Source organism: Rhizobium sp. 007, assembly GCF_015353075.1.
Lineage (GTDB): Bacteria > Pseudomonadota > Alphaproteobacteria > Rhizobiales > Rhizobiaceae > Rhizobium.
The window spans coordinates 2,746,167-2,769,998 of the sequence record NZ_CP064187.1 but is presented as its reverse complement, the minus strand read 5'-3'; the positions used below and the strand labels follow the sequence as shown (position 1 = coordinate 2,769,998).

The 23,832-nt window shown below is 54.3% G+C and carries 17 protein-coding genes; 10 read left to right on the top strand and 7 right to left on the bottom strand.

Annotated features, from left to right (window positions below; genetic code table 11):
- The first annotated feature begins 12 nt into the window (after nt 1–12).
- The 5 genes from ISN39_RS13770 (at nt 13) to ISN39_RS13750 (ending at nt 7,598) form a co-directional block, all read left to right on the top strand.
- Nucleotides 13–1,608: an LTA synthase family protein gene (locus ISN39_RS13770; RefSeq protein WP_194727881.1), complete on the top strand. Its 1,596-nt coding sequence runs from the start codon at nt 13–15 to the stop codon at nt 1,606–1,608.
- Nucleotides 1,605–2,903: a capsular biosynthesis protein gene (locus ISN39_RS13765; protein WP_194727880.1), complete on the top strand. Its 1,299-nt coding sequence runs from the start codon at nt 1,605–1,607 to the stop codon at nt 2,901–2,903. Before ISN39_RS13770 ends, ISN39_RS13765 begins: the two co-directional genes overlap by 4 nt.
- A gap of 63 nt (nt 2,904–2,966) precedes the next feature.
- Complete coding sequence (locus ISN39_RS13760) at nt 2,967–4,190, top strand: right-handed parallel beta-helix repeat-containing protein (protein ID WP_246763207.1); 1,224 nt, start codon at nt 2,967–2,969, stop codon at nt 4,188–4,190.
- A gap of 112 nt (nt 4,191–4,302) precedes the next feature.
- The gene (locus tag ISN39_RS13755) at nt 4,303–5,151 is read left to right on the top strand and encodes a glycosyl transferase (RefSeq protein WP_194727879.1); all 849 of its coding nucleotides are present in this window, start codon (nt 4,303–4,305) and stop codon (nt 5,149–5,151) included.
- Nucleotides 5,152–5,525: 374 nt separating this feature from the next.
- Nucleotides 5,526–7,598: an acyltransferase family protein gene (locus ISN39_RS13750; RefSeq protein ID WP_194727878.1), complete on the top strand. Its 2,073-nt coding sequence runs from the start codon at nt 5,526–5,528 to the stop codon at nt 7,596–7,598.
- 234 nt (nt 7,599–7,832) lie between these two features.
- On the opposite strand, the gene ISN39_RS13745 is transcribed toward ISN39_RS13750, so the two are convergent.
- The gene (locus ISN39_RS13745) at nt 7,833–8,549 is read right to left on the bottom strand and encodes a hypothetical protein (RefSeq protein ID WP_194727877.1); all 717 of its coding nucleotides are present in this window, start codon (nt 8,547–8,549) and stop codon (nt 7,833–7,835) included.
- A 596-nt stretch (nt 8,550–9,145) separates the two neighbouring features.
- On the opposite strand from ISN39_RS13745, the gene ISN39_RS13740 reads away from it, so the two are divergent.
- Nucleotides 9,146–11,158 carry an acyltransferase family protein gene (locus ISN39_RS13740; protein ID WP_194727876.1) on the top strand — a complete coding sequence of 671 codons (2,013 nt, stop codon included), beginning with the start codon at nt 9,146–9,148 and terminating at the stop codon, nt 11,156–11,158.
- A 335-nt stretch (nt 11,159–11,493) separates the two neighbouring features.
- Here ISN39_RS13740 and ISN39_RS13735 read toward each other — a convergent pair whose 3' ends face one another.
- Nucleotides 11,494–12,465, bottom strand: a complete 972-nt coding sequence (locus tag ISN39_RS13735) for a glycosyltransferase family 92 protein (RefSeq protein WP_194727875.1) — start codon at nt 12,463–12,465, stop codon at nt 11,494–11,496.
- A 250-nt stretch (nt 12,466–12,715) separates the two neighbouring features.
- Between ISN39_RS13735 and ISN39_RS13730 the strand changes: the two genes are divergently transcribed.
- Nucleotides 12,716–13,420, top strand: a complete 705-nt coding sequence (locus ISN39_RS13730; protein ID WP_194730194.1) for a glycosyltransferase — start codon at nt 12,716–12,718, stop codon at nt 13,418–13,420.
- 68 nt (nt 13,421–13,488) lie between these two features.
- Nucleotides 13,489–14,298, top strand: coding sequence for a 3-deoxy-manno-octulosonate cytidylyltransferase (locus ISN39_RS13725; protein ID WP_194730193.1), 810 nt, complete (start codon nt 13,489–13,491; stop codon nt 14,296–14,298).
- 356 nt (nt 14,299–14,654) lie between these two features.
- Here ISN39_RS13725 and ISN39_RS13720 read toward each other — a convergent pair whose 3' ends face one another.
- The 3 genes from ISN39_RS13720 to ISN39_RS13710 form a co-directional block, all read right to left on the bottom strand.
- On the bottom strand, nt 14,655–15,734 hold the full coding sequence (locus tag ISN39_RS13720; protein WP_194727874.1) for a polysaccharide pyruvyl transferase family protein: 1,080 nt from the start codon (nt 15,732–15,734) through the stop codon (nt 14,655–14,657).
- Between the two features lie 197 nt (nt 15,735–15,931).
- A complete protein-coding gene (locus tag ISN39_RS13715; protein ID WP_194727873.1) occupies nt 15,932–17,860 on the bottom strand; it encodes an acyltransferase family protein in 1,929 nt (642 codons plus the stop codon).
- A gap of 322 nt (nt 17,861–18,182) precedes the next feature.
- Complete coding sequence (locus tag ISN39_RS13710) at nt 18,183–18,899, bottom strand: membrane-anchored protein (protein ID WP_194727872.1); 717 nt, start codon at nt 18,897–18,899, stop codon at nt 18,183–18,185.
- 260 nt (nt 18,900–19,159) lie between these two features.
- On the opposite strand from ISN39_RS13710, the gene ISN39_RS13705 reads away from it, so the two are divergent.
- Entirely contained in the window at nt 19,160–20,074 is a 915-nt protein-coding gene (locus ISN39_RS13705; protein WP_194727871.1) for a glycosyl transferase, read from the top strand.
- Here the strand turns inward: ISN39_RS13705 and ISN39_RS13700 are convergent, their stop codons facing one another.
- On the bottom strand, nt 20,075–21,256 hold the full coding sequence (locus ISN39_RS13700; protein WP_246763206.1) for an ELM1/GtrOC1 family putative glycosyltransferase: 1,182 nt from the start codon (nt 21,254–21,256) through the stop codon (nt 20,075–20,077).
- Between the two features lie 249 nt (nt 21,257–21,505).
- On the opposite strand from ISN39_RS13700, the gene ISN39_RS13695 reads away from it, so the two are divergent.
- Complete coding sequence (locus ISN39_RS13695) at nt 21,506–23,260, top strand: ABC transporter ATP-binding protein (protein WP_194727870.1); 1,755 nt, start codon at nt 21,506–21,508, stop codon at nt 23,258–23,260.
- 208 nt (nt 23,261–23,468) lie between these two features.
- On the opposite strand, the gene ISN39_RS13690 is transcribed toward ISN39_RS13695, so the two are convergent.
- Entirely contained in the window at nt 23,469–23,741 is a 273-nt protein-coding gene (locus ISN39_RS13690; protein WP_194727869.1) for a DUF982 domain-containing protein, read from the bottom strand.
- Nucleotides 23,742–23,832 lie beyond the last annotated feature (91 nt).

Genomic DNA, 23,832 nt, shown 5'->3' with positions numbered 1-23,832 from the left:
AATAGAAAATCGATGGTTCCTTTGCGCTTACATGACGTCCCCTTTCTGTTGGTTGCCTCCTGCTTCGTCCTGACGTGCATCTTCGTCTACGCAACGGACTGGTTTGCGATGCCGTCTGCCGTCTATCGCCAGAACAAGATCGAGCGAACACCCGCACGCTATGCGCTCGATCTTGCGGCGCGCCTTCCGGTTATCGCTCTGGTCTTTGCGGGTTTCTTTTCGGTGACGTGGCGGCCGATCTACGCCATGCAGGCGACGATGAGCTTTTTTGTGATTTTCACCGGGATTTCGCGCGCCAAATTCAAGTTCATCCGAGAGCCGCTGATTTTCTCCGACATCGCGCTCGTCGTCGATGTCTTCAAATACAAGGAGATCTTCTACGCCACCTCGCTGAACGTCTTCTTCTGGATATTCTCGTTCCTTTACGTCTTCGGCGTGACCGGGCTCTATTTCTATTTCGAGCCGCATATCTTGCCTGACAGCGCACGGGTGTTCTGGGTGCTGGTCGGACTTGCCGTTGCCTTCGGCCCGTGGCTGGCGCTTTTCTACGGCCCTGTGAACGGGCCGGTTTCGCGGGCCACTCAGCAGCTGGTTGGACCGATCGATATCAAGAAGAATACGGTCCGCTTCGGCACGTTCACGTCTGTCGTCCTGCATTTTATCATATGGCTTGGCCGCCGCCGCGAGAAGATCGTGCACGAGCTGTCGGTCATGCTGAAGTCGGCGCTGCACGATCTTTGGGATCCGGACGGCGATAACGAGCCGCCGCTCATCGTCGTCTGGCAGTCGGAATCCTTCATCGACCTTCGTCATTTCGAGGTCAAAGATTTAAAGCTTCCCAATCTTGATCGACTGCGAAAGCGGGCGGCGCAGTGGGGCCGTATGACGAGCGTTTTCGAAGGCGGCTATACGCTTCGCACCGAATTTGCAATCTTAAGCGGCCTTCAGCCGGACGACGTGCATATCGATGCGAGCTATCCATATCTGAGCGCAAGCCAATACACGGATGTCGTCTGGCCGAACAAGCTGAAGGATGCCGGTTGGAAGACGCAGTTCATTCATCCCTACGACCGCACCTTCTTCCTGCGTCATAAGGCAATGCCGCAGCTCGGCTTCGATCACATGATGATGCTCGACGAATTCGATCACAATCCGGAGCGCGACGGCCCTTATGTCAGCGATCAGGCGCTGACGAAAAGCGTCATCCGCGAGATTGAAAAGGATCCGGATATCAAGAATTTCCTGTTCGTCGCCTCAATGGCCAACCATGGCCCCTGGGAGGCCGGTCGCGTCGGTGATCTCACGGATCCTGTGGAGATCTATTCCGAGCTCCTCCGTCGCGCCGATCACGCGCTTGGAAACCTGGCCCATCATCTCGACACGCTGGACCGGCCAGTCTGGTTGCTCTTCTACGGTGATCATGCGCCACTCTTGAAGGCTTTTGCCGATCCGTTTCCGGATCCTCGTACCGATTACGTGATCGTGCCGCTCGGTCGCGCTCGCTCGCATTCGCAGCGTCCTGTCCCTCCGCGGGAAGAGGCGCCATGGAACCTGCTCGGAACGCTGCTGCGCTTTGCTGGTCTTAGCAAAGAGTTGCCGGCGCAATGATCGTGCAGGTCCGCTCAGAGGAGAAGGCGAAACGCGTCTTCCTGTTTCTCCAGGGGCCATCGTCCATCCTCTATTGCCGGATTGCGGACCGTCTTGAGGCAGCAGGCTGCGCGTGCGTTCGCGTCAACCTCAACAGCGGGGATTGGCTGTTCTGGCGCAGGCGTGGTGCCTTGAACTATCGCGGTCCTTTCGCCGCCTGGCCGGGCTATGTCCGTCATCTCATCGCGGACCGCAAGATCACCGACCTTATCGTCCTCGGAGAGGAAAGACCCTACCACCGTGCTGCCATCGCCGAAGCCCGCGCGATGGGCGTTTCGATCTACGCCATCGAGATGGGCCATTTGAGGCCTGATTGGGTGACGATCGAGCGCGAGGGCCTTTCTTCCAACTCGCGCTTTCCTGTTGATCCGAATCATATACTTGCGGCTGCGGAGGGCCTGCCGGCGCCGGATTGGAATAGGCGCTACAGTCACACTTTTCTCTCGGAAGCGGTCGCCGATTTACTTTATTACCTGCCGACCGTGTTCTTCTCGCTTTTTTATCCGCATTACCGGCGCCACGGGCTGTTTCATCCGCTCGCCGAATATGCCGGCTGGCTGAGGAGGCTCGCAACCGGCCGCAAGAGGGCTCGCGAGGCGAATTTCAAAGTTGGCCGGCTGTCTTCCGATAACGCAGCGTTCTTTGTCTATCCCCTGCAGATTGAGACCGATTATCAGTTGCGCGCCCATTCGCCGTTCCACAGCCAGCGGGATGCCATCCGTTTTATTCTGCGCTCATTTGCGGAGCACGCACCGCAAGAAGCCAAGCTGCTCGTCAAAGTGCATCCGCTCGATAACGGGCTTATCGACTGGGACGACTATGTGAACGCCACCGCCCTGTCGCTCGGCCTGTCCGGCCGCGTTGAGGTTATCGACGGCGGCGATCTCTCGGCGCTGATCGCTGCAAGCCGGGGCATGGTCACCGTCAATTCGACAGCTGCGCTTTCAGCATTGCAGGCACTCAAGCCTGTTAAGACGCTCGGAGTTACGATCTATGATATCGAAGGGCTGACGGATCCAAGTTCCATCGATCGTTTCTGGCAAGATCCACAACCGCCATCGGCAAAGCTTCTTGACGCGTTCATGCGACTGCTCGCAGCCTCCGTGCAGGTTCGCGGCAACTTCTATTCGAAAGAGGGAGCGAAGGCTGCTGCCGAAAGCATTGCCTCGAGGTTGCTGGCGCGAAATGTCAACGAGCCGGGCGCATACGTCGAGCCGCCGATCCGAAAACATCCGATGAAAATAGACGTCCCTTGACCAACATCTGGTAAGAAGTCGGCAGGGTGAAGATTCGCCACTACGCTGGGCAACGGAGATAGAATGATACTCGGGAAGACGAAAGCTGTCATAATGTCAACGAGCCTCGCCTTGTTGGTTGGCTGCCAGGGCGGAACGGCCTATATTGACAGCTCCTTTTTGCAGCCGGATCTTGGGTATCAGAGACCGCATCCTCAGCGACCAGGCCCGTCCGTGCCGTCGCCCGATGAAGGCGAAAACACTGGGCCACTAACGCCCGTCGAGGAAAGCCCCACCGACACCTCGCCACCAAGCGAAGAGGCTGGACAGAACACACCGTGCGGACAGGCGACGATCTCCAAAATTAGGGCCCCTGGTTCAGAGCCGGTTTCTTTGCGGTGCAACATCCAGCTGTCTTCGCGTGACGTCGTGACCCATCAGCTGATCTTCGAAGGAAGTTCCGCTTCAAACGCGGTACTTGATTGTGGCGGGGGGCTAATTGACGTTAGTTCCGGTGGTTCACGCATGCAGAAAACCGGGATCATCGTTCGCTCAACGCGAATTGCGTCAGGGCAATGGGATGCACCGCGCAATGTCACCATTCGCAACTGCCGGATCAGAGGATTTGTCAGGATCTACGGTCTCGGAGAAAATGCGAACGGCGAAGTGATGAAGGCTTCGTCACTCAAGGCTGACCACACCAGTTATGCCCAAGCCGCGGCACCGGCCAACGTGAGATTTGAAAAAGTCCAGATCGAGGCGCCCAATGGCATCCCCTTTTATGTGGGGCCGGGCGTAACGGGAGCGGCTTTGATATCGTCTCAAATATCAGGCCGCAGCACCGCGGTTGCCGTATATCTTGACGCCGAGTCAGCCCGCAATACGATCTCCGGAAACGTCTTCAGCATCAAAACGGACAAGCGTGAGTTGATCGCGATCGATGGTTCTGCAAGAAATACGATTTCCCGCAATACATTCGAAAACTCCGACAATGGCGGAATATTCGTCTATCGCAATTGCGGAGAAGGCGGCGTTATTCGCCACCAAAAACCGGAGTTCAATCAAATAACGCAGAACACGTTTCGGTATTCTTCCGGCCGCAAGCAACCGGCAGTTTGGTTGGGATCCCGCAACGGAGGCAAGGACTATTGCTTTACCGACCCGGCCTATCCATTTGGCAGCAGCGCAAGCAATGCAGACTTTGCTGACAACAACAATGTCGAAGGAAACAGGATCGTCGGTGGTGGTCGCAATCTGATCGTTAGCAGGGGCGGCAACAATGTCGTTCGAGACAACACGTCACAATAGACGGCTTCTGACAACGGAAACCATGGCCGTGCTATTTTGCATCTGCTGGCACGCGCCGTATCTGTGCTAAGCGCTTGAAGCATTGGGATTTTAGAAAGGAATAGCGGAGCAAATGGCTGTGAGCGAGACGCTACCTGCGGTAGGCACGACGAAACAGGTGATCTGCATAAATTGGGGTACGAAGTTCGGCCCCCCCTATATCAATCGCCTTTATGCAATGGTTGCGAGAAACATCACTCCGCCGTTTACCTTCACATGTTTCACCGATAAGCGAGATGGCATTCGGCCTGAGGTTCTTTGCGAGGACCTACCACCGTTAGACGTCCCGACGATGCCAGAGAAATCCCCAGGCATTTGGAATAAGGCGCGGCTTTGGGGGGAAACTTTAGGGTCACTCAGCGGCCCAGTTTTGTTCCTCGATTTGGACCTTGTGGTTGTTGCGTCACTCGATCCGTTCTTTGAGGTTGGCAGCGCCGAGGACGTTGTTATGGCGCGCAATCAGACCACGCCATTTGAAAAGCTAGGACAGACTTCGCTATTTCGATTTCCGGTGGGCAAGCTCGCACCGCTGCAAGAGAAATTTAAGGCGGCACCACAGGTGATTGCGGATCAGTACCGGTTTGAGCAGCGTTTCGTGACCAGGAACGCTCCGGATGGTCCGAAGTTTTTCCCGCGCGAGTGGGTGCTGCACTTTCGTCAAGATTGCCGCCGTGCATGGCCGCTCAATTACTTCCTTGCGCCGCGGCTCCCCCAGAGCGCAAAAGTAGTAATTTTCCCTCGTGGCCTTCGCCCAGAGCAGGCGATAAGAGGGAAGTACCACCCACGGGGCGCCGACACTCTGTTTGGACATCTCATGGCAAGTTTCAACAAGACAAAGCGGCAGAAGCGGGACTCGTTCTTCGCGCATCTTCGGCATTTTATCCTCCCGACACGTTGGGTGGCGGATCACTGGAGGGAGTAAGTGCGTTAGCCTTGAAATCATGTGGACGCTGGAGCCTTCGCCGTGTTGGGACCGGGGGCAGCATCGGAAAGTCCGCATTGCCGGGATGACCGATTCAGCCGGGGTTTCGGAGCACGGCATACGTGCAGGATAAGTTACCTGCGAACCTGAGAGATCCCGTTTGCGTCCGCACGAAGCTAGCCGGTCCTCGGAGCGCCGCTGAACAATGCTCCGAACCTGTTGGCTCGCTGGCAGTCAGCGGCTAGGGAGACGTCCTTGATTGAGAATATAGCGATGACACTTGGCGGAAATCTGAAGTCCCTGCCTCATTGCGGGCAAATCGTACGGCTACGGATAGCCGCGATTCAGCGGTCGAACTTTCCAAAGGAGCCGAAATGATATTGAGCCAAAGCCGGCCCAGTTATAGGGCCGAGCTCGATGGGCTGCGGGCCGTCGCCGTTATACCGGTTGTACTCTATCATATCGGCCTGGCCTGGCTTCCCGGCGGCTTCGTTGGCGTCGATGTTTTCTTTGTCCTCTCTGGCTATTTCATGGCCAGAATTATCTCGTCGGATATCGCGGCGGGCTCCTTCAATATCTGGCAGTTCTATAGCCGCCGCATCAGACGAATTTTGCCCGCGCTCACCGCGGTTCTTGCCGCAAGCACGATCGCGGCGTGGTTCCTGTTCATGCCTCAGGAGTTCGAATACTTCGCTAAAAGTCTGATTGGAGCAGCTACTTTTACCGCCAATATACTGTTCCAAAGAGAAAGCGGCTACTTCGATCTTGAAGCGCACACGAAGCCCTTGCTTCACACGTGGTCACTGAGCGTCGAGGAGCAATTCTACATATTCTTTCCGCTTACCCTCCTGCTGACGCGGAAGTCGCGCGCAGTGACATTGGCAATTCTAATAGCGGCATTCTTTTTGTCATTTGCCGCCAGCTGCTGGGCGGCCTTCAACGCCACATCTCAGGGGTTTTACCTGCTTCCTTTTCGGGTATGGGAGCTCCTGCTTGGGTCGCTGGTTGCCCTTGTTCCTGCACCGAAACTGACGCAGCGCAGCGAAAGCTTGATTGCCGGGGTTGGCCTGCTTGGAATCATCGCTGCTTTCTTCGCCTACAATGTTGACACGCCCTTTCCTGGTTACTACGCGCTCCTGCCGTGCCTGTCTGCTGCCGCAGTGATATTTTCACAGGCCCGGGGGAGTTGGAGTTACGCCCTTCTAATGGCGCCCCCGATGGTGTTCATCGGAAAGATTTCGTACTCTGTCTATCTCTGGCACTGGCCCATTATCGTTTTTACCCGCTACCTCAACCTCGGAATGGAGGCCTGGTTGGAAGGCGCAATGGTCTTTGCTTGCGCGCTCGCGCTCGGATACCTCTCGTGGCGTTTTATCGAGCAACCATTCAGGCACGGCGGCGGCATGAGTATAGTCACGCCGCTTGTTTCGGGCGCGGCGGCACTTGGGGCCTCGGTTGTAGTTGGGAGCACGATCATTGCCTACCATGGGATGCCGTGGCGTCTCAGTGGGGAAGCGCTCCGGCTTTATGCGGCAACTTACGATCAAAGTCCTTTTTCTCAACCGCGTTGCTTTGCCGATACCAACGGAAACGGCCTGTCCGTCGCGGCCATAGAGGAAGGCCGGCTTTGCGTTGTGGGTGATCACTCCACAACTGCTCCCCCGTCCTTTGTCGTTTGGGGAGACTCGCATGCGGCCGCGATGGCTCCTGCAATCGATCTTGCAGGGCGTAAGGTAGGAATAAAGGGTGTACTTATCGGTCGTGGCGGTTGCCCACCGCTCCCTAACGCCGCATTTGCATCTCAAAAGAACGTCGAACGCTGCGTCGATCACAACAAGGCGGCGCTTTCCTTTATTGAAACACAGAAGATCCCTTATGTATTTCTAGTCGCCTATTGGCCAAAATATGTCCACCGCTCCGAGCTGCCTAACCAGGGCATCTTCTTCGATCCTAACGCTGCTCCACCGGTCGAAGACTGGTCCGGGCCGGTGCGAAACAGCCTCGAGGAAACGATCACACGGTTAGACGCGGCTGGCACGAAGTCTGTATTGGTACTTGACGTTCCTGAGATGGGCGTACCGGTCCCCGAAGCACTAGCGAGAGCCGTAACGACAAGCCGCTCTGAGGATATTGCTCCCTCGCGCGACTACACCGACCAAAGACAGTCGTTGGCAAGAATGGTGCTGAACGATGTCGCCAAGCGCAAGAATGCCTATCTCGTGGACCCTCTCCCTAAGCTGTGCGACGCTACCCGCTGCCACGCGATGATCAAAGACACTGTAATGTACAAGGACCCCGATCATCTTTCCGCATCGGGTGCTAGAATTCTTGCTCCCATCTTCGACGGTGTGATCAACGTGATTGCGCATTCCATTCCTGCGCAAGCAGTTGGCGGGAAGCTTGGAAGGTCAGAAGCGATGAAACCACCATTCGATGTGGCGTTTTAGTATACGCAAGGGATGCATGCTCTGCTGCTTCTCTTGACCTATGGCTTTGCGGCTCGCACCACTACCCAAAGCTAGGTCTTGCCAGTCATGGCCGTGCGGGCGCGCCTTGACACTGCGGCCTTAACGGGTGTCGGCATGGCTGAATTGAGGCCGATAATTGATATCTATTCCGTACAATACAACGTCGAGCGCGCGGGCAATGGTACCATTTCGCTTACTCCTGGGCAGAACACGTTAACTGCGGACAACACAGACCGGGCTAGCCATGTGTTTTTCGATGTCATCCCTGTTTCGAACGAGGGGAAGCCCGATTTGTGCGGAGAGCTCGCCCTCCGTGGTGAACACATTCCCGCGGTTTCGAAGCTGCGTCAGCACAAAAGTGTCCTCCGCGATCTGTCGCCGAAGCTTGCCCTTGTCGTTGTAAGAATGGCCCATTTTCGTCACGGAGAACCCGGCCAGGGTCACTGATGGCGCGCCCATGAAAAGGGCGTAACAAACAGCTGCAACTCCGTTTGTGACTTTTCCGAGTTCTCCCACACCAGGGGGAAGGCCACCGCTCACGGCAGTGACGATCGCCTCGCGCTCATCCTTGGTGGCGCGCATCAGACTCTTGTACTGCACCTGGGGCATCAGCAGCAGCCTAAGCCGCATAAACCATAGGGGTTTCGTGTGGAGCCATAAAAGACCTCTCGTTCTCACGTGAGGATGCTCATCCCAAGACTTCTTTCTCTTTCGAAACGTCAGGTCGGCCGGTGGGAGACCCAAGGCGGCAGCCGTCTTGCCCGAGTTGTTGACGTCGACGCGAGCGCAATGTCCGATCAAGTCAGCCGGTATTGTAGGGCATGGGGCGGAGCCGAGGATCAACCACGGCTGATCGCGAATGTCGAGCTGCGAGAGCCAGCGGCGGTGTTTTTCCCGGAGGATTTCGAGCGCGTCAGGTCCAGCTGTCATCTAGAAATTTCCGTCGCTTAGTTTGCAAGTAATATTCTGCGCAATGTCTTGCATAACCCAATCGACGTGTCCACTCCGCGCTGAGTTTCCGTGACGCCGTTAATCGAGGCAGTTTATATTCGGCGATTCCTCTCCCGCACATCAAGACGGTTGATGCACGGTTACTTGAACAACTTGGCCACGATGGTAGGACTCAGGTTTCGTGAAGGCGCTGTTGGGCTGCGGCGGGCATATCCCGTCACGTCCGATGCCGACAGTGTGGCTATCGTTCCTCCGAACACCGCTGTGGCCTTCCTCCGCGCGAGTGATCGAGGTTTGTGCTTGCAGGCTCAGCGATGGAAATGATGCAGTCGCAAAAAAGTCCATGTTCTGTTTGTGACTGACCATAACGGCCGGCCCGCCTGGATCTTGCATATGCCGATCTTCTCTGTGCCGGCGTTGCCTAGCGACATTTCGCGAGCAGGTGATTGACGAGGCCAACGGCTCGGCTACAAGTAGCCGGCCAAAGGGTTGAGCGGATTACATTACCCATGCCTGAGGCAACGTCCGCGGTCGGTAGTTCATAGAGGAGCACCTCGATTTTAACATATCGACCCATGGAGTATCGACCCGGCTTGGACGGATTGCGAGCCGTGGCAATCTTGCCGGTGCTCCTATTTCATGCAGGTTTCGGGGCGTTCAGCGGCGGCTTCGTCGGTGTCGATGTGTTCTTCGTCCTCTCGGGATTTTTCATGGCGAGGATCATCCTGGCCGACCTTGACCGCGGCAGATTCAGTCTTCTGGAGTTTTATGTCCGGCGCATGCGGCGCATCTTCCCGGCGCTGTTCGCAATGATGGCTGTTTCGGCTGTCGCGGCATGGTTCTTGTTCATGCCACAGGAATTTTGGTATTTCGCTGATAGCCTAATAGCCGCCGCATTGTTCACTTCAAATGTTCTGTTTCATCGCGAGAGTGGCTATTTTGATATTGCCGCCGAGATGAAGCCTTTGCTTCATACTTGGTCCCTGTCTGTCGAGGAGCAGTTCTACCTTGTTTTCCCCGTCGCGCTTTTCATTTGCTATAAATTTGCAGGCAGGCGCATGTTCGGGATCGTTTTGGCGGTCTCGCTGCTGTCGTTTATAGCAAGCATCTTCGAAGTATATCATAAACCGGAGAAAGCATTTTACCTGCTGCATTTCCGCGTTTGGGAATTGCTAGTAGGAGTTCTGGTCGCTATTGCGCCGCAAGCGAACTATCGAGCCCGCGCGTCTCAAGCCATGACAGCACTGGGGCTCGTTGCAATCTTCGCAACCGTCTTTCTCTATTCTCCTAGCACTCCTTTCCCGGGGTTCAATGCCGCAGTTCCCTGTGTTGGTACGGCCCTTGTGATCCACGCCAATTGCCGAGACGGCTTGATTGCCCGCTTTCTCGACAATCCCGTTTCGGTCTTTATCGGCCGCATCTCGTATTCCCTCTATCTTTGGCATTGGCCCGTTATCGTGTTTTCGCGCTCCGCTCTTCAACACGAACTGACGACCGAGTGGGCACTGACGGTCGTCGCACTGTCGTTCGCGTTGGCCTACCTTTCTTGGAGGTTTGTAGAGCAACCCGCCCGATACGGGAGGCTAGCGCCCTCGGGTGCAGCCATAGCCGGCCTGAGCAGCGCCGCAATTGTTTCGGCGATCGCCTTCGGAACTGTCGTCAAAAGATTTGAAGGCATTCCCCATCGTTTGCCCGAAGAGGCGCTCCGGCTTTACCAAGCCACTCATGATGAGAGCCCGTTTTTCTCTCGGCTGTGCTTTGCCGATTCGGACGGGGATGGCTTGACCTTGGCTCAGATAAGAAGAGGCGAACTTTGCAGGATTGGAGTGCAATCTTCAAGTGAGCCGCAGTTCCTTGTGTGGGGTGACTCTCACGCCGCGGCCATTGCTCCGGCAATCGACGTTGCGGCGCGCGAGATGGGTCTGTCTGGTATGTTCCTCGGCCGCGCCTCCTGCCCGCCCTTACCGAATGCGGACTTCGGTCCCCCTTGGGCGGTGAAGCGGTGCATCGAGTATAATTCAACAGTAATGTCGTTTATCGAGCAGAGAAAGTTCCCTTTCATCTTCATGGTTGGTTACTGGCCGAAATACGTTCATAGGGCCGAGCTTCCGGGTGGGGGCGTCTTTTTCGACCCGCGTGTAGAACCCTCCTTGGCAGATTGGTCTTCGCCTGTCAGGGCGAGTCTAAACACCACACTCGCTAGGTTCGCTCAGGAAGGGACGAAGGCGGTGCTGGTAATGGATGTACCGGAGGTTGGCTCCGACGTCCCAGAAGCGCTCGCCAAAGCCGTAGTCGATGGAAGATCGCTTGATATTGCCCCTCCTCTTGATTACACGAGCAAACGGCAGGCGTTAGCACGGCGGGTGCTGGACGAGGCAGCCAAATCGAACGGAGCGCTGGTGGTAGACCCCATGGGCGCAATCTGCGATGCTTTCAGGTGTCACGTGATGCGAGAGGGCACTGTCCTGTATAAGGACGGAGATCACCTATCGGCCAAGGGTGCGGCGAGTCTCTCGGAAGTCTTCCGCCCCGTCATGGGTGTTATAAGAGCGGGCGTCCCTTCTTTGACGTCTGAAAAGCGATCATGACCTTTCGCTAAAACGCGGCCAAGCGGCGCTGGAGGAGAGCCTTAGAGTACTACCAGTGTGATGAACTGCAGATATCAGCGCATGGCGCTCCTGCACAAGGTCTGCGGGCTTAAACCGCTGAACTCAATGCGGATCAGAAATGCTCAAACGGCATAAACGCCCGCTCTGTCACAAGACGCCGGCCGTCATATCACAGGCATTACCCGAAATCAGTCGGCCATGCCTACAACAAGGAAAACCTGGTGCGGCTGCACACGGATATGGATCGGACGGATACTGGAGCATCTTATCAAGAAGGGATATCCGCTACAGCAGATCCATATGTGTCGCAGGCTTCAGGCATCCCGATTTGGACTGGCGCTTTGCCAGCGTGACAGCGGTGAGACCGACGATATCTCGGGTCGGGAGAGGGCGATCGAGCGACCGGTCACGAATTCGACCATCGAGCGGTCTTCCACTAAACTTGCTTCTATGTTTCGAAGGGTCGTTTCCATTTTCTTCTTCAGGAAATCCGCTGAGACAATGTAGTCGGACCCGCGGGCGATCTTCTCGGCCATTTCCTGAGCCGACTTGCAGTAGTAGTGGTTCAGTTGGAGATACTCGTTTGAATAAAAACTTCGTTTCTTCCTGCCGTCCCTGGTCGTGCGAAATCCTGTGTCATTGACGGTAAGATCGCCGAACGACCGCGTCTTGAATTGGTGCACCGTAACCTCTACGACTTCGCAGGGATCTACGATGCACTTGAAGTTGGAGAGGTGCTTCGCTTTGCTAAGCGGATCGTCGTTGCGCCACGTATAATTCATGACAACGGGGCCTTGCGGCCTCACCTTATGTCCGCCCGTGCCAAACATATGCCAAGGCAAGGAGACATTCGGAAATCCCTGTGTTGCTTCCAGCGCTTCCTCGATCGTGCCTCCCTTGCGCGGAAGCAAGAATTCGTCGACATCGATAAAAGCTATGCGGCTGAATCTACCGCCGAAAGTGGCGACGGCATGGGAGAAGGCGAGAACCTGGCTATTGATGAATCTCGATTCCAGGTACATCTTGCCGGACCATGGAATGATCGTAAGCTCGTCGGCATTGAGAACCGACTGCAATATGCTGCATGTGGCATCGGTCGAGCCGTTATCATAGACGACAAAGTGACTGATCCCGACGGCTTTATGAAACATCGCCCATTCTTCGATATATGATGCCTCGTCTTTAACGATTACGGCAATCGCGATTCCGGACCGGCCTGGCAGAGGCTCCGGCGGAATGATGGCAAGACTATTGATCGGAGTGTTCTTTCGTCTGAACCACGACATTTTGCCGCCTTATGCCCCTGGATTGGTAGAAGTTGAATCTCGTTTCAGGAAAGTCGCGCTATAATAGCGCTGGATTAGAATCAAGTGACGTCGCGGCTTTTTTGAGAGCCGGCCCCGGAAGGACTCCATGTGAATTGACACAGGGTTTCTGGTGGTGCACAGCTGCGGACCGTCAGAGGAACTTTTCCCTCTCCATGAGGGGGGCGACCTTAAAAGAGGTCTCTGCACAGCCAAAATGAAAGGATCATCGATGAGAGATGACGTTGCTCGAATTTTTGTCGGTTTTGATTCCAAGGAGGTAGTTGCCTATCATGTTCTGTGCCAGAGCATTATAGAGCACTCCTCGATCCCTGTCGCCTTTTCGCCTATTGTCCTCGATAATCTGAGGGACATTTTCACGCGCGAGCGCAATGCGCTGCAGTCGACGGAGTTCTCCTTCTCTCGCTTTCTGGTTCCCTACCTCAGCAACTATGAGGGGTGGAGTATTTTCATGGATTGCGACATGCTGGCGCGGGCCGACATCGCAGAGCTTTGGAAACTCCGGGATGATCGATATGCTGCGATGTGCGTGAAGCATGACTACGTTCCGAAGGTTGAAACCAAATTTCTGGGCCAGACTCAGACGAAGTACGAGAAGAAGAACTGGTCGAGCATGATCTTGTTCAACAACTCAAAGTGCAGGGCATTGACCAAGGACTTTGTCAACACGGCCACTGGCCTGCAGTTGCACCAGTTCAAGTGGCTAGACTCCGACGAGCAGATTGGCGATATTCCCGTCACTTGGAACTACCTGGTAAACGAGTACGACAAGCGCGACGATGCGAAAATCGTTCACTTTACCGATGGCGGCCCATATTTCGACGAGTACAAGAATGACGATTACTCCGACGAATGGTTTGCCATGCGCGAGCGCGTGCTTGCCGTGACCCAGAAGGCTGTCGGGAGCCCAGGTTGATCACGTCTACCGATCAAAGCGCAGGCACGCTTCAGCTTAAGGGCGCCGTCGCTGATCTCACTGATACCTTGGACTGGAAGAAAGTTTTCTCCCAGTTCTCACACATTGTCCTTGTCGCCAACAGCGGTCTAAATGACGTCCAACTGCTCCAGCGCCATTATCCTGCGAGCGCCTTGTTCGTGTTCTTCAACAAGGTCTACAAAACCTTGTCTGAAGATTTCAAAGGCAACGCTATTCTGGTCTCGCGCGGCCAACCCGCGGGAGCAAATATCGTCTACAAGGGCGAAGTGGACGAGGTTCTCGCGTTTTTCGAGCAAGCGACATTTCTTGGCATTCTGAATCTCCGCTTGTCCGTGCTGGAAAAGCTGAATACGTCGGCCGATTTCCACGGTGCCCCGACCGGTCACCTCGATCTTGTTGGCTTTGCCGACCGTTTCTACACTCCCGGAAAAACGCCGACCAGCGGCTTTGCGATGGCGATGTGGCTGACACGTATGGACCTTCCCGGCTCTATCGTACTCGCGGGATTCTCAGCGCGCCGGACCGAAAAATGGAGAGTGGTTGCTGCACACGATTGGAGTTTCGAGCAAACTTGCTTTAGACTGCTAGCAAGGGCCAACAAGATTTCGATACATGATGGCGTTGCAGTAAACGTTTACGAGAACTTGAGTGATCTCTTTCCGGAAATTTCAAAGACGGACATTGCCTTGGCCGCTGCAGAAGTGCTTTCCGAGCGTCTCGGGAACACCGATGCCGAGGTCGATAAACTCATCAGTCTGACTGGCGCGGCGCGAAAGATCGATCAGATGTTTCGATCGCTCAGACCGGCGTGGATGAAAAAAAAGAAGCCGCATTTTCCTGGGTCCAAAGCAGAATAGATCAACGGCGAACGAACTTTCATTGCTGACCGTCTGGCGTTCGGCCGCGGCCGCTTCCAATTCGTCGCATCGTCGCATCGCCTCGTCCTTGAGGCAGTATCCAATATTTCAGGTTCCACGTTCACCCATTCACTACTTTACCTTGCAGTGCCAGAGTAAAATCAACACTCAGGGAGCGGACGAGCAACGAACGGGAATTCATCGCGCGATTACATGCGACGAAAGAAGACCTTCCAAAGGACGCAATCACAAATCGACGCCACGCCACCAATCGCACGCGTCGTCAACGGAATTCTTGAAAATGCCAACTAGATCAAGAAGTTCCAAGCCATGACGAGACACTGCAAGCGAGAGCCCTAATCAATTAAAGAGGCGATATCACGAAACATCGCTGTCGCGTCGCGCTTAGCTCGCGCAACATACTCTGCAGCAGCAACCTTTTCGGCATCGCCCCATTTGAACTCCGAGCTAAACGCTGTGCCCGCGTCTGTCGCCAGCAACCCCGGAATGCCCGCGTCTATCAGCATCCCGCGCGTCTTGGACGTGTTTGACGCAACAGCGACAAAGGGAGTATCGGCAAGAAGGCAGAGACAGGCGGCATGAAAACGTCCCGCGACAACGCATTTTGCCTGGGCGATCGTTGCCAAAATCTCAGTCGCTGGACGGAAACGAGAAAAGTCTCTAGTCATGGCCCAGCGCTGCATCATGTTGGGCCGGAAGACCGACTTTCGAAAAGCCTTGTATGATATGCGCCCAGGAGAGCGATGAGGCGGAGTCCCCGTTACTTGGCCGCTAGGGGAAAATACCACACGAGGTCGCAGCTGTTGATCCATGAAGGGATTTTCCAAGTCGCTCGTGTTGAGATTCAAGAAAGTCGTATCCTTCCGTCGAATCGCGAGATCGATGATTTCCTTTTGCGCCACCTTGTTGGCGTTATCCGTGACAACAATTTGGGTATTCCGCTCTGTTCCGGACGTCGGAGCAAATACATTGCTTGAGATCGTCAAATCCGGCACCACATTGACCCTAAGGCCCAATGAAGTGGCGCTTTTTGCGCTCAGAGATTCCCTGACATAGATCTTATCGAAAAAACTGCATGCCTTTGCGATAGCCTCGTCATTTCTTTCGAAAACCGAGTTTATGAGTACGCAAGCCACCCCCGCATCACGGCAAAAAGGAGCGACATCTGCGAGAGCCTTTGCCTGTTTGGTTGCATCATGGAGAGTACCTTCACCATTAACAATAACGAGGTCGGCCTTTCGCATATGTTCCTGTACAAGTGGCTGCTCACGCCAATCGACATGAACGGATGACGTCGCGCTAATTTCGATGCCCTCTTGAGAGGCGAGGTTTACAATTTGAGCTACAACGAGACGGCATCCTAGGTGCGGCTTTGTAGAGGTATCATTGATCAAAACGGCTTTGCGATTGGCCATGGAAAATCCTGAGAATACGAGAACATGTTTGCCTGCCTTGAGCAGATGCAGAAGAAGATCGAGTGCCGTAAGAAGGCCAAAACTGGATCTATCCATCGTCGGCCATGAGTTCGCCGGACTGTAAGGCAGGGCTTTGATAACGCCAATTCTAAACACCTATAAAGACGATAATATGAGGCAATGCGCCTGGAGCTCGGTCAATTAATTAGAGCGCCAACGATATTCTTTGCGACAACATCTGCACCTGCCCTCGTGAGGTGAAGTTTGTCGTAAATATAAGCTTGGCCTCCTGATGCTAAAACACAGTTATTGTCAGCTGTGCTGCAAAACGAATGCGAGGGAAAAACCCTGATTATATTACCGCCCTTAATGCTGTCCAGGTAACCAACTGCGTCTTTCGCCTGGGAAGAATATTTTTCCTTAGAAACCGAAACTGTTGGCTTCAGGTTGCCGGTTAGCATTAGTTTGGCGACCTTGGCCACAACCTGTGAATCTCCCCTGGGGACAGGGTACAGCAAAACGACCCGAATGCCGGATTCCCTTAGTTCATTCACCGTCGATTGAAGCGCTTCACGCACCAGGGCTTTTCCCTTCGAAGAGGCAAGCGTGATTTGTTGTTTGTTGAGCACCAGGTTCTTCTCGTCGAAAAACGTGATCCACGCCCCAGCTAGGATGACTGTTTTAACCCCACTGGCTTTGATACGTTCGAATGCAGTCCGAATATAGTTTGGACAGCCTTGTGCGGACTCTCCACTGCTCTTAATTCCCACGATTGGAGCGCATGCGGTATGTGTCATCTGCTCCAAAGCAATGCCGTGTCGATCGAGTTGCGCGGCTAGAGAGGGGCTCAGTGACGAAGCTATGGAATCCCCTACGATCGCGTAGCTAGAATCATGCTCAGAATTATAAACGCAACTTGGTTCCGGCAATTGGAGCGGAGAAGGATCCTTAAATGCTAGACAGCGTCGATTCCATGCGTTCTCTTGAATAAAATTGGAAATTTGAGGTGGTAGCCGGGATGGGGCGCCTTTTGTGAGGTTTCCGTAGATTCCAAAACTAACAAGCGCGATTGTAAAGACAGCGCAGCCACCGACGAATCCCTTGCTAACATGAATTTCTTGGTCAGGCTTGCGTCTGAATGGCAGTTCAATGAAACGGTATGTGCAATATGCCAATGCCAAGGAGACGACTATCAAAGCGAACATCGTCATTCCGTTTGGCGCGTCTACGCTGCGAATTTTAGCAAAAGCAAACAGGGGCTGATGCCACAAGTACGCGCTGTAGCTGATGCTGCCGACCATCACGAGAGGTGATAGGGATAGGCAATTTCCTACAAAATTCCCGCTTCTCGCAAATGTTAGGACTAAACACGTTCCAGCTACCGCTAGACTTGCTGCGGGGAACTGAGAGCTCTCATCGAAACAGATAACCGCAAAGCCGATAAGGATGATCCCCGCGCAAGCCCACCATCCATGATCGCGTTCTCGGCCGCCGGAGAAGACAGCGCAGGCCCCTCCAAAGAAAAACTCCCATGCTCGTGTCGGAAGAAAATAAAAGTTCAGTTCGGGGACATATTTCGAGCATATGTAACTTACTATAATACTGACTGTGGCTCCCGCCACTAAAAATAGTAGCGTTGCGTTCTTCTTGTATGACTTCTTGCCTATTACAAGTAGCAAAAACGGATAGATCGCGTAAAACTGCTCCTCGACCCCAAGGCTCCATGTATGAAGTAGCGGCATTTGGGCCGTTTCAGGCGAAAAATACCCACTTTTTGTCCAGAAGAAGATATTTGATACCGAGAGGCATGCTGCAATAACTGAATCCGAGAACGCGCGTAATTCCGCCGGCATCATCCAATACCACGCGGCCGGAACACAGCATGCAATTACAAAAATAAGAGCGGGCAGAATTCGCCGCGCACGCTTTTCGAAGAAGCGTGCGATGTTAAAAGTTCCTGCCTCTATGTCCCTTACGATGATCGATGTTATCAGATAGCCGCTAATCACAAAAAATATATCGACGCCGATAAAGCCTCCTGGCAGAGCATTTGGATACGCATGGAAAACAATCACGGACAAGACAGCTACGGCGCGAAGTCCTTCGATCTCTGTCCTGTACTTCATAAATCGGCGCCCACGAGTGATTGAGAAGTCGAGGTCATATTGGAATGAGCAAAAATAGCAATATCGAGGCGGCTCCTTCAATCGGGGCGCTTCCGGTAAGCCACAGCGAAAATGCCGCGGCGTTTACACGCTCTTGATGGGTGTGCACGCACCATCAGCCGAATTGGCTCCCGAAGCCACGCCCGTTGGCAATCTTGATGAATACTCGACTATCCCATCATTGTGACCTGCCACTACCCTCCGGCGGGGACCGCCTTACGAAGTTCCGGTCTCCCGTGAGTTCTGCGATCAACCTCGTGTGGCTATACGTCGCATTCACGCATTACGCCGGCATCCATAGCGGTATGCCGATCGCTGAAGAAACTTGAGGATCCGCGGTGTAAAGCGGCCACCCATCGCGCAACAGCTTACTGAAAACCATCTCGTCCATAGTTTGATGAAGTCGCCCAAGATTTTCGTTGTTGTACGCATGCCCAGTGGACCGAGGATTAATACCGGTAATTATGACTTCACTCGCGCCATGGCAAAAGGCAAACAGCACCGCATTTACCCCGTTGGAACACTTTTCACTCGCGTCCATTTCCGCAGTCTTTAGGCCGCAAACTTTATCGAGTAGCGCCATTCTTTCGTATTTGTTGACAAGCGTTAGACTCTCGTAATGGTAGTGAAATGCGCTCAAGCCCGCCTTGAGTGCTTCCTCACCCTCCGGCCAGAGAAAGACATATAAGGCCTTTGTAGACTGTCCCCGCAGCACCCGGCGAACCTCAACCGCATTGGTATTTTGACCTCTGATCTGGTTGAATTGCATGAATGTAATGTCTGGTCTCTCGATGCCCCAGTTTTTTGTGACAGCCTGAGACCCGTTGACTGTCACAATGCTATAATTGCGATCTAATCCAGCAGGGAGATTTGCTTGCGGGGCAGATCCAACCACGACGACGGGACCGCGAAACGGACTGCGTAAATCCGGAGGGCTTGGCCGTGCAAGTTTGTATTTTAGTGTTCGGTACACCCGCTTGCGAAGTTGACTAATGTTCATAATAACTCAAGGATTTCATAGAAGTAGGCAGTTCGCGTGACAGCCAGTTTTCTACCGGTCAGTTCGACGTTCGGCAGTCGAGATACGGTTTTGTTCTCGTCGCGATTATTACCTTGACACTCCTAGTAGTCGCAAGCCAATAACTTTGCACAGACCACACTTTGAACAATCACACGCGCGGCCGGCCTTCAGGAGACGCTACAGATAGCGAAGATTTCAAGCGCCCGCTCTTGCTAAGAAAACGATCAGGTAGCGTTGTCATGGGAGAGATATTTCACTCAGCAAACCGCCCGTTGGCACGATCCATTATCAAAATCGGCGTTAGGCTGTTTCTCGGCCGATCTAAAAGCCATTTTCAAGATTGGCTGCCGGGGCTCAAAATCATTTCCTTCGAGGAGCGGCAACAAGCCTTAATTCGTTATCGGTCGGTCGATATTGTTGAAACGCTGGCTTTTGCTGATGTCAATCCAAACAAACCTGACTGTGTTTTTATCGTCGGCAGCGGCCCGTCAATCAACCAGTGCGCAATTGAGAAGATACCGGCCGGCAGTGCGTTGTTACTCAACGGAGCGATAAGCCTTATTGGATCAAAGATACAAGAGCCGCTCGCTGTAGTTGTGGAGGATGAGCGCTTCGTGTGGAGGCATTTCACTCTCCTTAAGGAAAAGGTTCCTCAGAACGTTCCATGTTTACTATCGATCAGCGTCATTCGAGCGATTTGTGAGATTGACAGTGCCTGGCTTCGAGACAGAAAGGTAGTGCTCATCAGAAACATTCTTGCACCATATGGGCAAAAACGACGTTCAGAAGGGGCTGTTCAGAGCGGCTTGCTTTTCCGGAGTGAGAATTCGGCAGTATCGATAGATCCTGACAAAGGCGTATTCCCCGCGGGCTCTGTCGCCGCAACTGCCATGCAATTTGCGTTAGCGTCGGGCGCGACGCGCATTGGCCTTTTTGGTATAGATATTTCGAACGCGAATCTCCCTCGGTTCTACGAAAATGAAACCTCCTCCGCTTATACTGGAATACTATCGGCAGAGCATCGTATTCTCGCGTTCTTCGCTGCGGCAAAGCAGTATGCAGGTAGAAAGTCCATTGAATTGGATTGTTTTTCGCCCGTTTCCGCATTGCTGAAAATCGGCTATCGCTACGACGGACGCTTCGAAAACGTCTGACTATTCTCCAGTCAATGGGCCGGGTTGGAACCCGATCCTTCGTTCAATGACGCGCGCAATACGCTTGGCTTCATTTAGCGGTGAATACGAATAAGCCTCAAGTCGACCTTCGAACGACCGCGTCAACTTCAATGTTTCTCGCAGATCTCGATGAAAGCGCTCAAACTTCACCAGCCTATCGCCGGGAACAGCTGACAGATCCAAGGAATATACCGGTCGGCCGGTCACTAGCGCCTCGCATGGCATTGTCACTGAATCCTTTGTGATGAGAAAGGCGTCAGCCGCCGCGACGTAGTCAATGTAAGGATTTGGTTCACATCGATCCCAAACGGTGACGGTTGGCGATTCAATCTCGCGTAGTTTTCGCAACGTCTCATCGTCGGATCTTCGAGATGTTGACACGAGAACTTGCCAGTCGTCGTCTGCAAGAGTTCTAACCGCGTCCTGGATGCCGCTTATCGCCCGATCGTCATAAACGTAGGCACCGTTTGAACCTCCCACGAACACGGAGGCTATTTTGCGTCCCTGCGGATTATACAGGCGCCTGGCATTTTCCCGCCGCAGCAGTATCTCTTCGGCCCGGAGCCGATGTGGCACGCCTACCATCCGCTCGTATTGCGGCAGTTCATCGAACTCATTTGTCCAGTCATGATTGGATACGAAAACCAAATCATAACCGGATACCCTCGGGCGCTGGAGATGCACTATAAACGGCCGGCGTTTGAAGGCTCGTTTCATCTTTATGACGTGGCTCTCAGACCTGAAACCACAGGAAATGATGACATCAGGCCTTGCTTCTCGTGAAGAGAACAAACGCGGTGAAAAATATTTTGAGATGCCGTGTTTTACCACAACGGGTTTTTGAAGGACTGGCCCACCAAAATTATTTGCTACGCCGGTGCATTGAGACATCGTACCAATTTTAGACTCGCTGACAACCCATGCGTTGAGCAGGTCGCTCTTGACCGGATCCATTCTAATTGCCCTGTTCGAGACCACGTGGCTGACGTAGTCCCTTCCGTTGTTTTCCGAGGTCATGTTGTTATCAAGCCGTCTCACCGATTCCAAGTGAGGTTCACCAAGTGAGTAGCAGGAGACCAGATCAGGATTCTGCGACATTTTTCGTGTCTGGCAATCTCCCAAGGCGGCAAACGGCTCGCAGGCCAGAACGAGGACGGCCACGTGATCTCGTGGCAGCAGCGTGACGTCAATCTGCTGCCCGACCCCATTCTAAACTTAATGGCAGTCGCGTTCCTCCGCAGGGTCTATAGGAATCTGACGGCTATGCAACACGATCAGCCGAATGCTTCCCGGCAGACGCGCCGTTTCGTCAGGCGCGATGAATACTCGACTTTCCGGTCATTGGCCGGTAAGACGCCAGCTCGAACCTTATCGCTTGGCTGAGCCGGCGGGGAATTCATACGAGCGCTCATGTCTCCAGCAAAACAGAACGTCCGCACTCTTGAGATATTGAAGCGGGTGGTCTCCGAAAATTTTAGGGACCATATTCCAGGCTATAGCTTCGCGATAGCCTGCCTCGCTGCGGTCGCGCTTTCTACTGCCTATACGGCTTACGTGATGAAGAGCATTGTCGATGAGGCCTTCGTCAGTAAAGACGCAGAGCTCGTCGCGCTAATCTGTCTCTCACTCTTCGCCGCATTCGTCATCCGAGGATTTGCAAGCTATGGTCAGGCTGTTGCTCTTTCAAGGGTCAGCAACGGTATCGTCGCCCGCTACCAGAAGCGGCTTGCGGCCCATCTAATGACGCTTCCGGTCGAATTTTTCGACCAGCGACGGTCGGGGCAGGTCGCTGGGTTATTGAGCCAGAATATTTCCGGCATACGCGACGTTCTCAATCTGACGGTTACGTCGACGGCGAGGGACATGCTCTCCTTCGTCTCGCTGCTCGCAGTGATGGTCTATCAGGACCCGCTGCTAAGTACCGTCGTTTTGGTGATGGCACCGGCGCTGCTCTTCGGGCTCAGGTATTTTTCACGTCGCCTCAAAGAGGTTGCGGCAAGAGGCATCCGGCTCAACAGCATTTTCTTCGGAACTTTGCAGGAGACGATCCAGGGCATTTCCGTGGTTAAGGCCTTTACGATGGAGCGCGCGCTGGAGGCCCGGGTCGAAAACGTCATCATTGCGGTCGAAAATCGAGCCAATCACCTTGCCCGCCTATCGGAACGCAATGCACCCGTAACCGAGAGTTTTGCCGGCCTCATGCTGGCCGGTTTACTTGCTTATGCCGCCTATCGCTCGATCTATTTCAACGTACCGCCGGGTGCCTTCTTCTCTTTCTTCACGGCGCTGCTGCTGCTCTACGATCCACTGCGCCGTCTTGCGAAGCTGCAGGTGCAGATGGAGCGCGCGGCCGTCCACGCACGGATGATCTACGAAGTGCTGGACATGGAGCCACGCCAGCGCGACCTGCCGGATGCTAAGCCGCTGAGGCCGACGGAGGCACGGATCGAATTTCGCGACGTCTCCTTCGCTTATGGCGCCGATAGCGTTCTCAACGGGGTCAGCTTCGTCGCCGAAGGCGGTAAGACGACAGCGCTCGTCGGCCCGTCCGGCGCCGGAAAATCGACGATCATGAATCTGATCCCGCGCTTCTATGATCCGGCGGGCGGCGAGATCCTGATCGACGGGCAGGACATCGCCCATGTCACCAAACAGTCGCTGCGTGAGCAGCTCGCCTATGTCTCGCAGCAACCCTACCTCTTCGAAGGCTCGATCCGCAACAATATCCGATATGGCCGGCCGGATGCGACCGATGCCGAGGTCGAGGAAGCCGCACGGCTTGCCTACGCGCATGATTTCATCTTGGCGCAGCCGCAGGGCTACGATACGCCCGTCGGCGAAAGCGGCGTGACGCTGTCGGGCGGCCAGCGCCAGCGCCTGTCGATTGCCCGCGCGCTAGTGCGCAACGCTCCGATCCTCTTGCTCGACGAGGCAACCTCCGCTCTCGACACCGAATCCGAAGCTGCCGTCCAAAGGGCTCTCGACGAAGCGATGACCGGCCGCACTGTCGTCGTCATCGCCCACCGGCTTTCCACCGTCGTGCGCGCCGACAAGATCGTCGTCATGCAGCAGGGCCGTGTCGTCGAAGAAGGCAATCACGAGACGCTTGCGAAGCTCGATGACGGTCTTTACGCTCGGCTTAGCCAGTTGGGATTCAGTGCGTAAAATCGTTGCGGTTCAGAACTCGCGCGGAATTTGGTGTCTTCGCCGCAAACCCGTAGTGCCTTGTGCTCGAACGGGAGCTGCCGCCAACGATAATCGCCGAGGGCGCGCGGTCCAATGCCTTCGGTGACCTCACAAAGCGCTTCCGCAAGAATGCGATATGATAAAAACGCATCCTAGCCAGCTGCTTAGCTTAGAATTGCACGGAAAATCAGACTCTCACTCTGATGATGTCAGGAATTTCGACGGGGATTTGCGCCTCGTGGGCGGCATCGATGAAGGCTTGTCTTGCTTGCTCTTTTGACGTTCTTCCCTCAGCTACGCCGATGCATACTTCCATGGCATCGAAAAAAGCTTTGCCATCAGAGACTGGCCAATACCGGAGAAGGATATCGAGGGCTTCCTGGGTATTTGTAATAGTGTAGAGCTGTCCGCTTTGCTTGCAGACGATCATTACCGGCTGAACCCACTGCGCACTGTCCATGGCTCATCCCACAACCTATTGGCAAGTTAACACTCGCTGGAATCCTGCGCAGGCGCAAGCGGATTCAGAGGCTGGATTAATTTCTCATCGA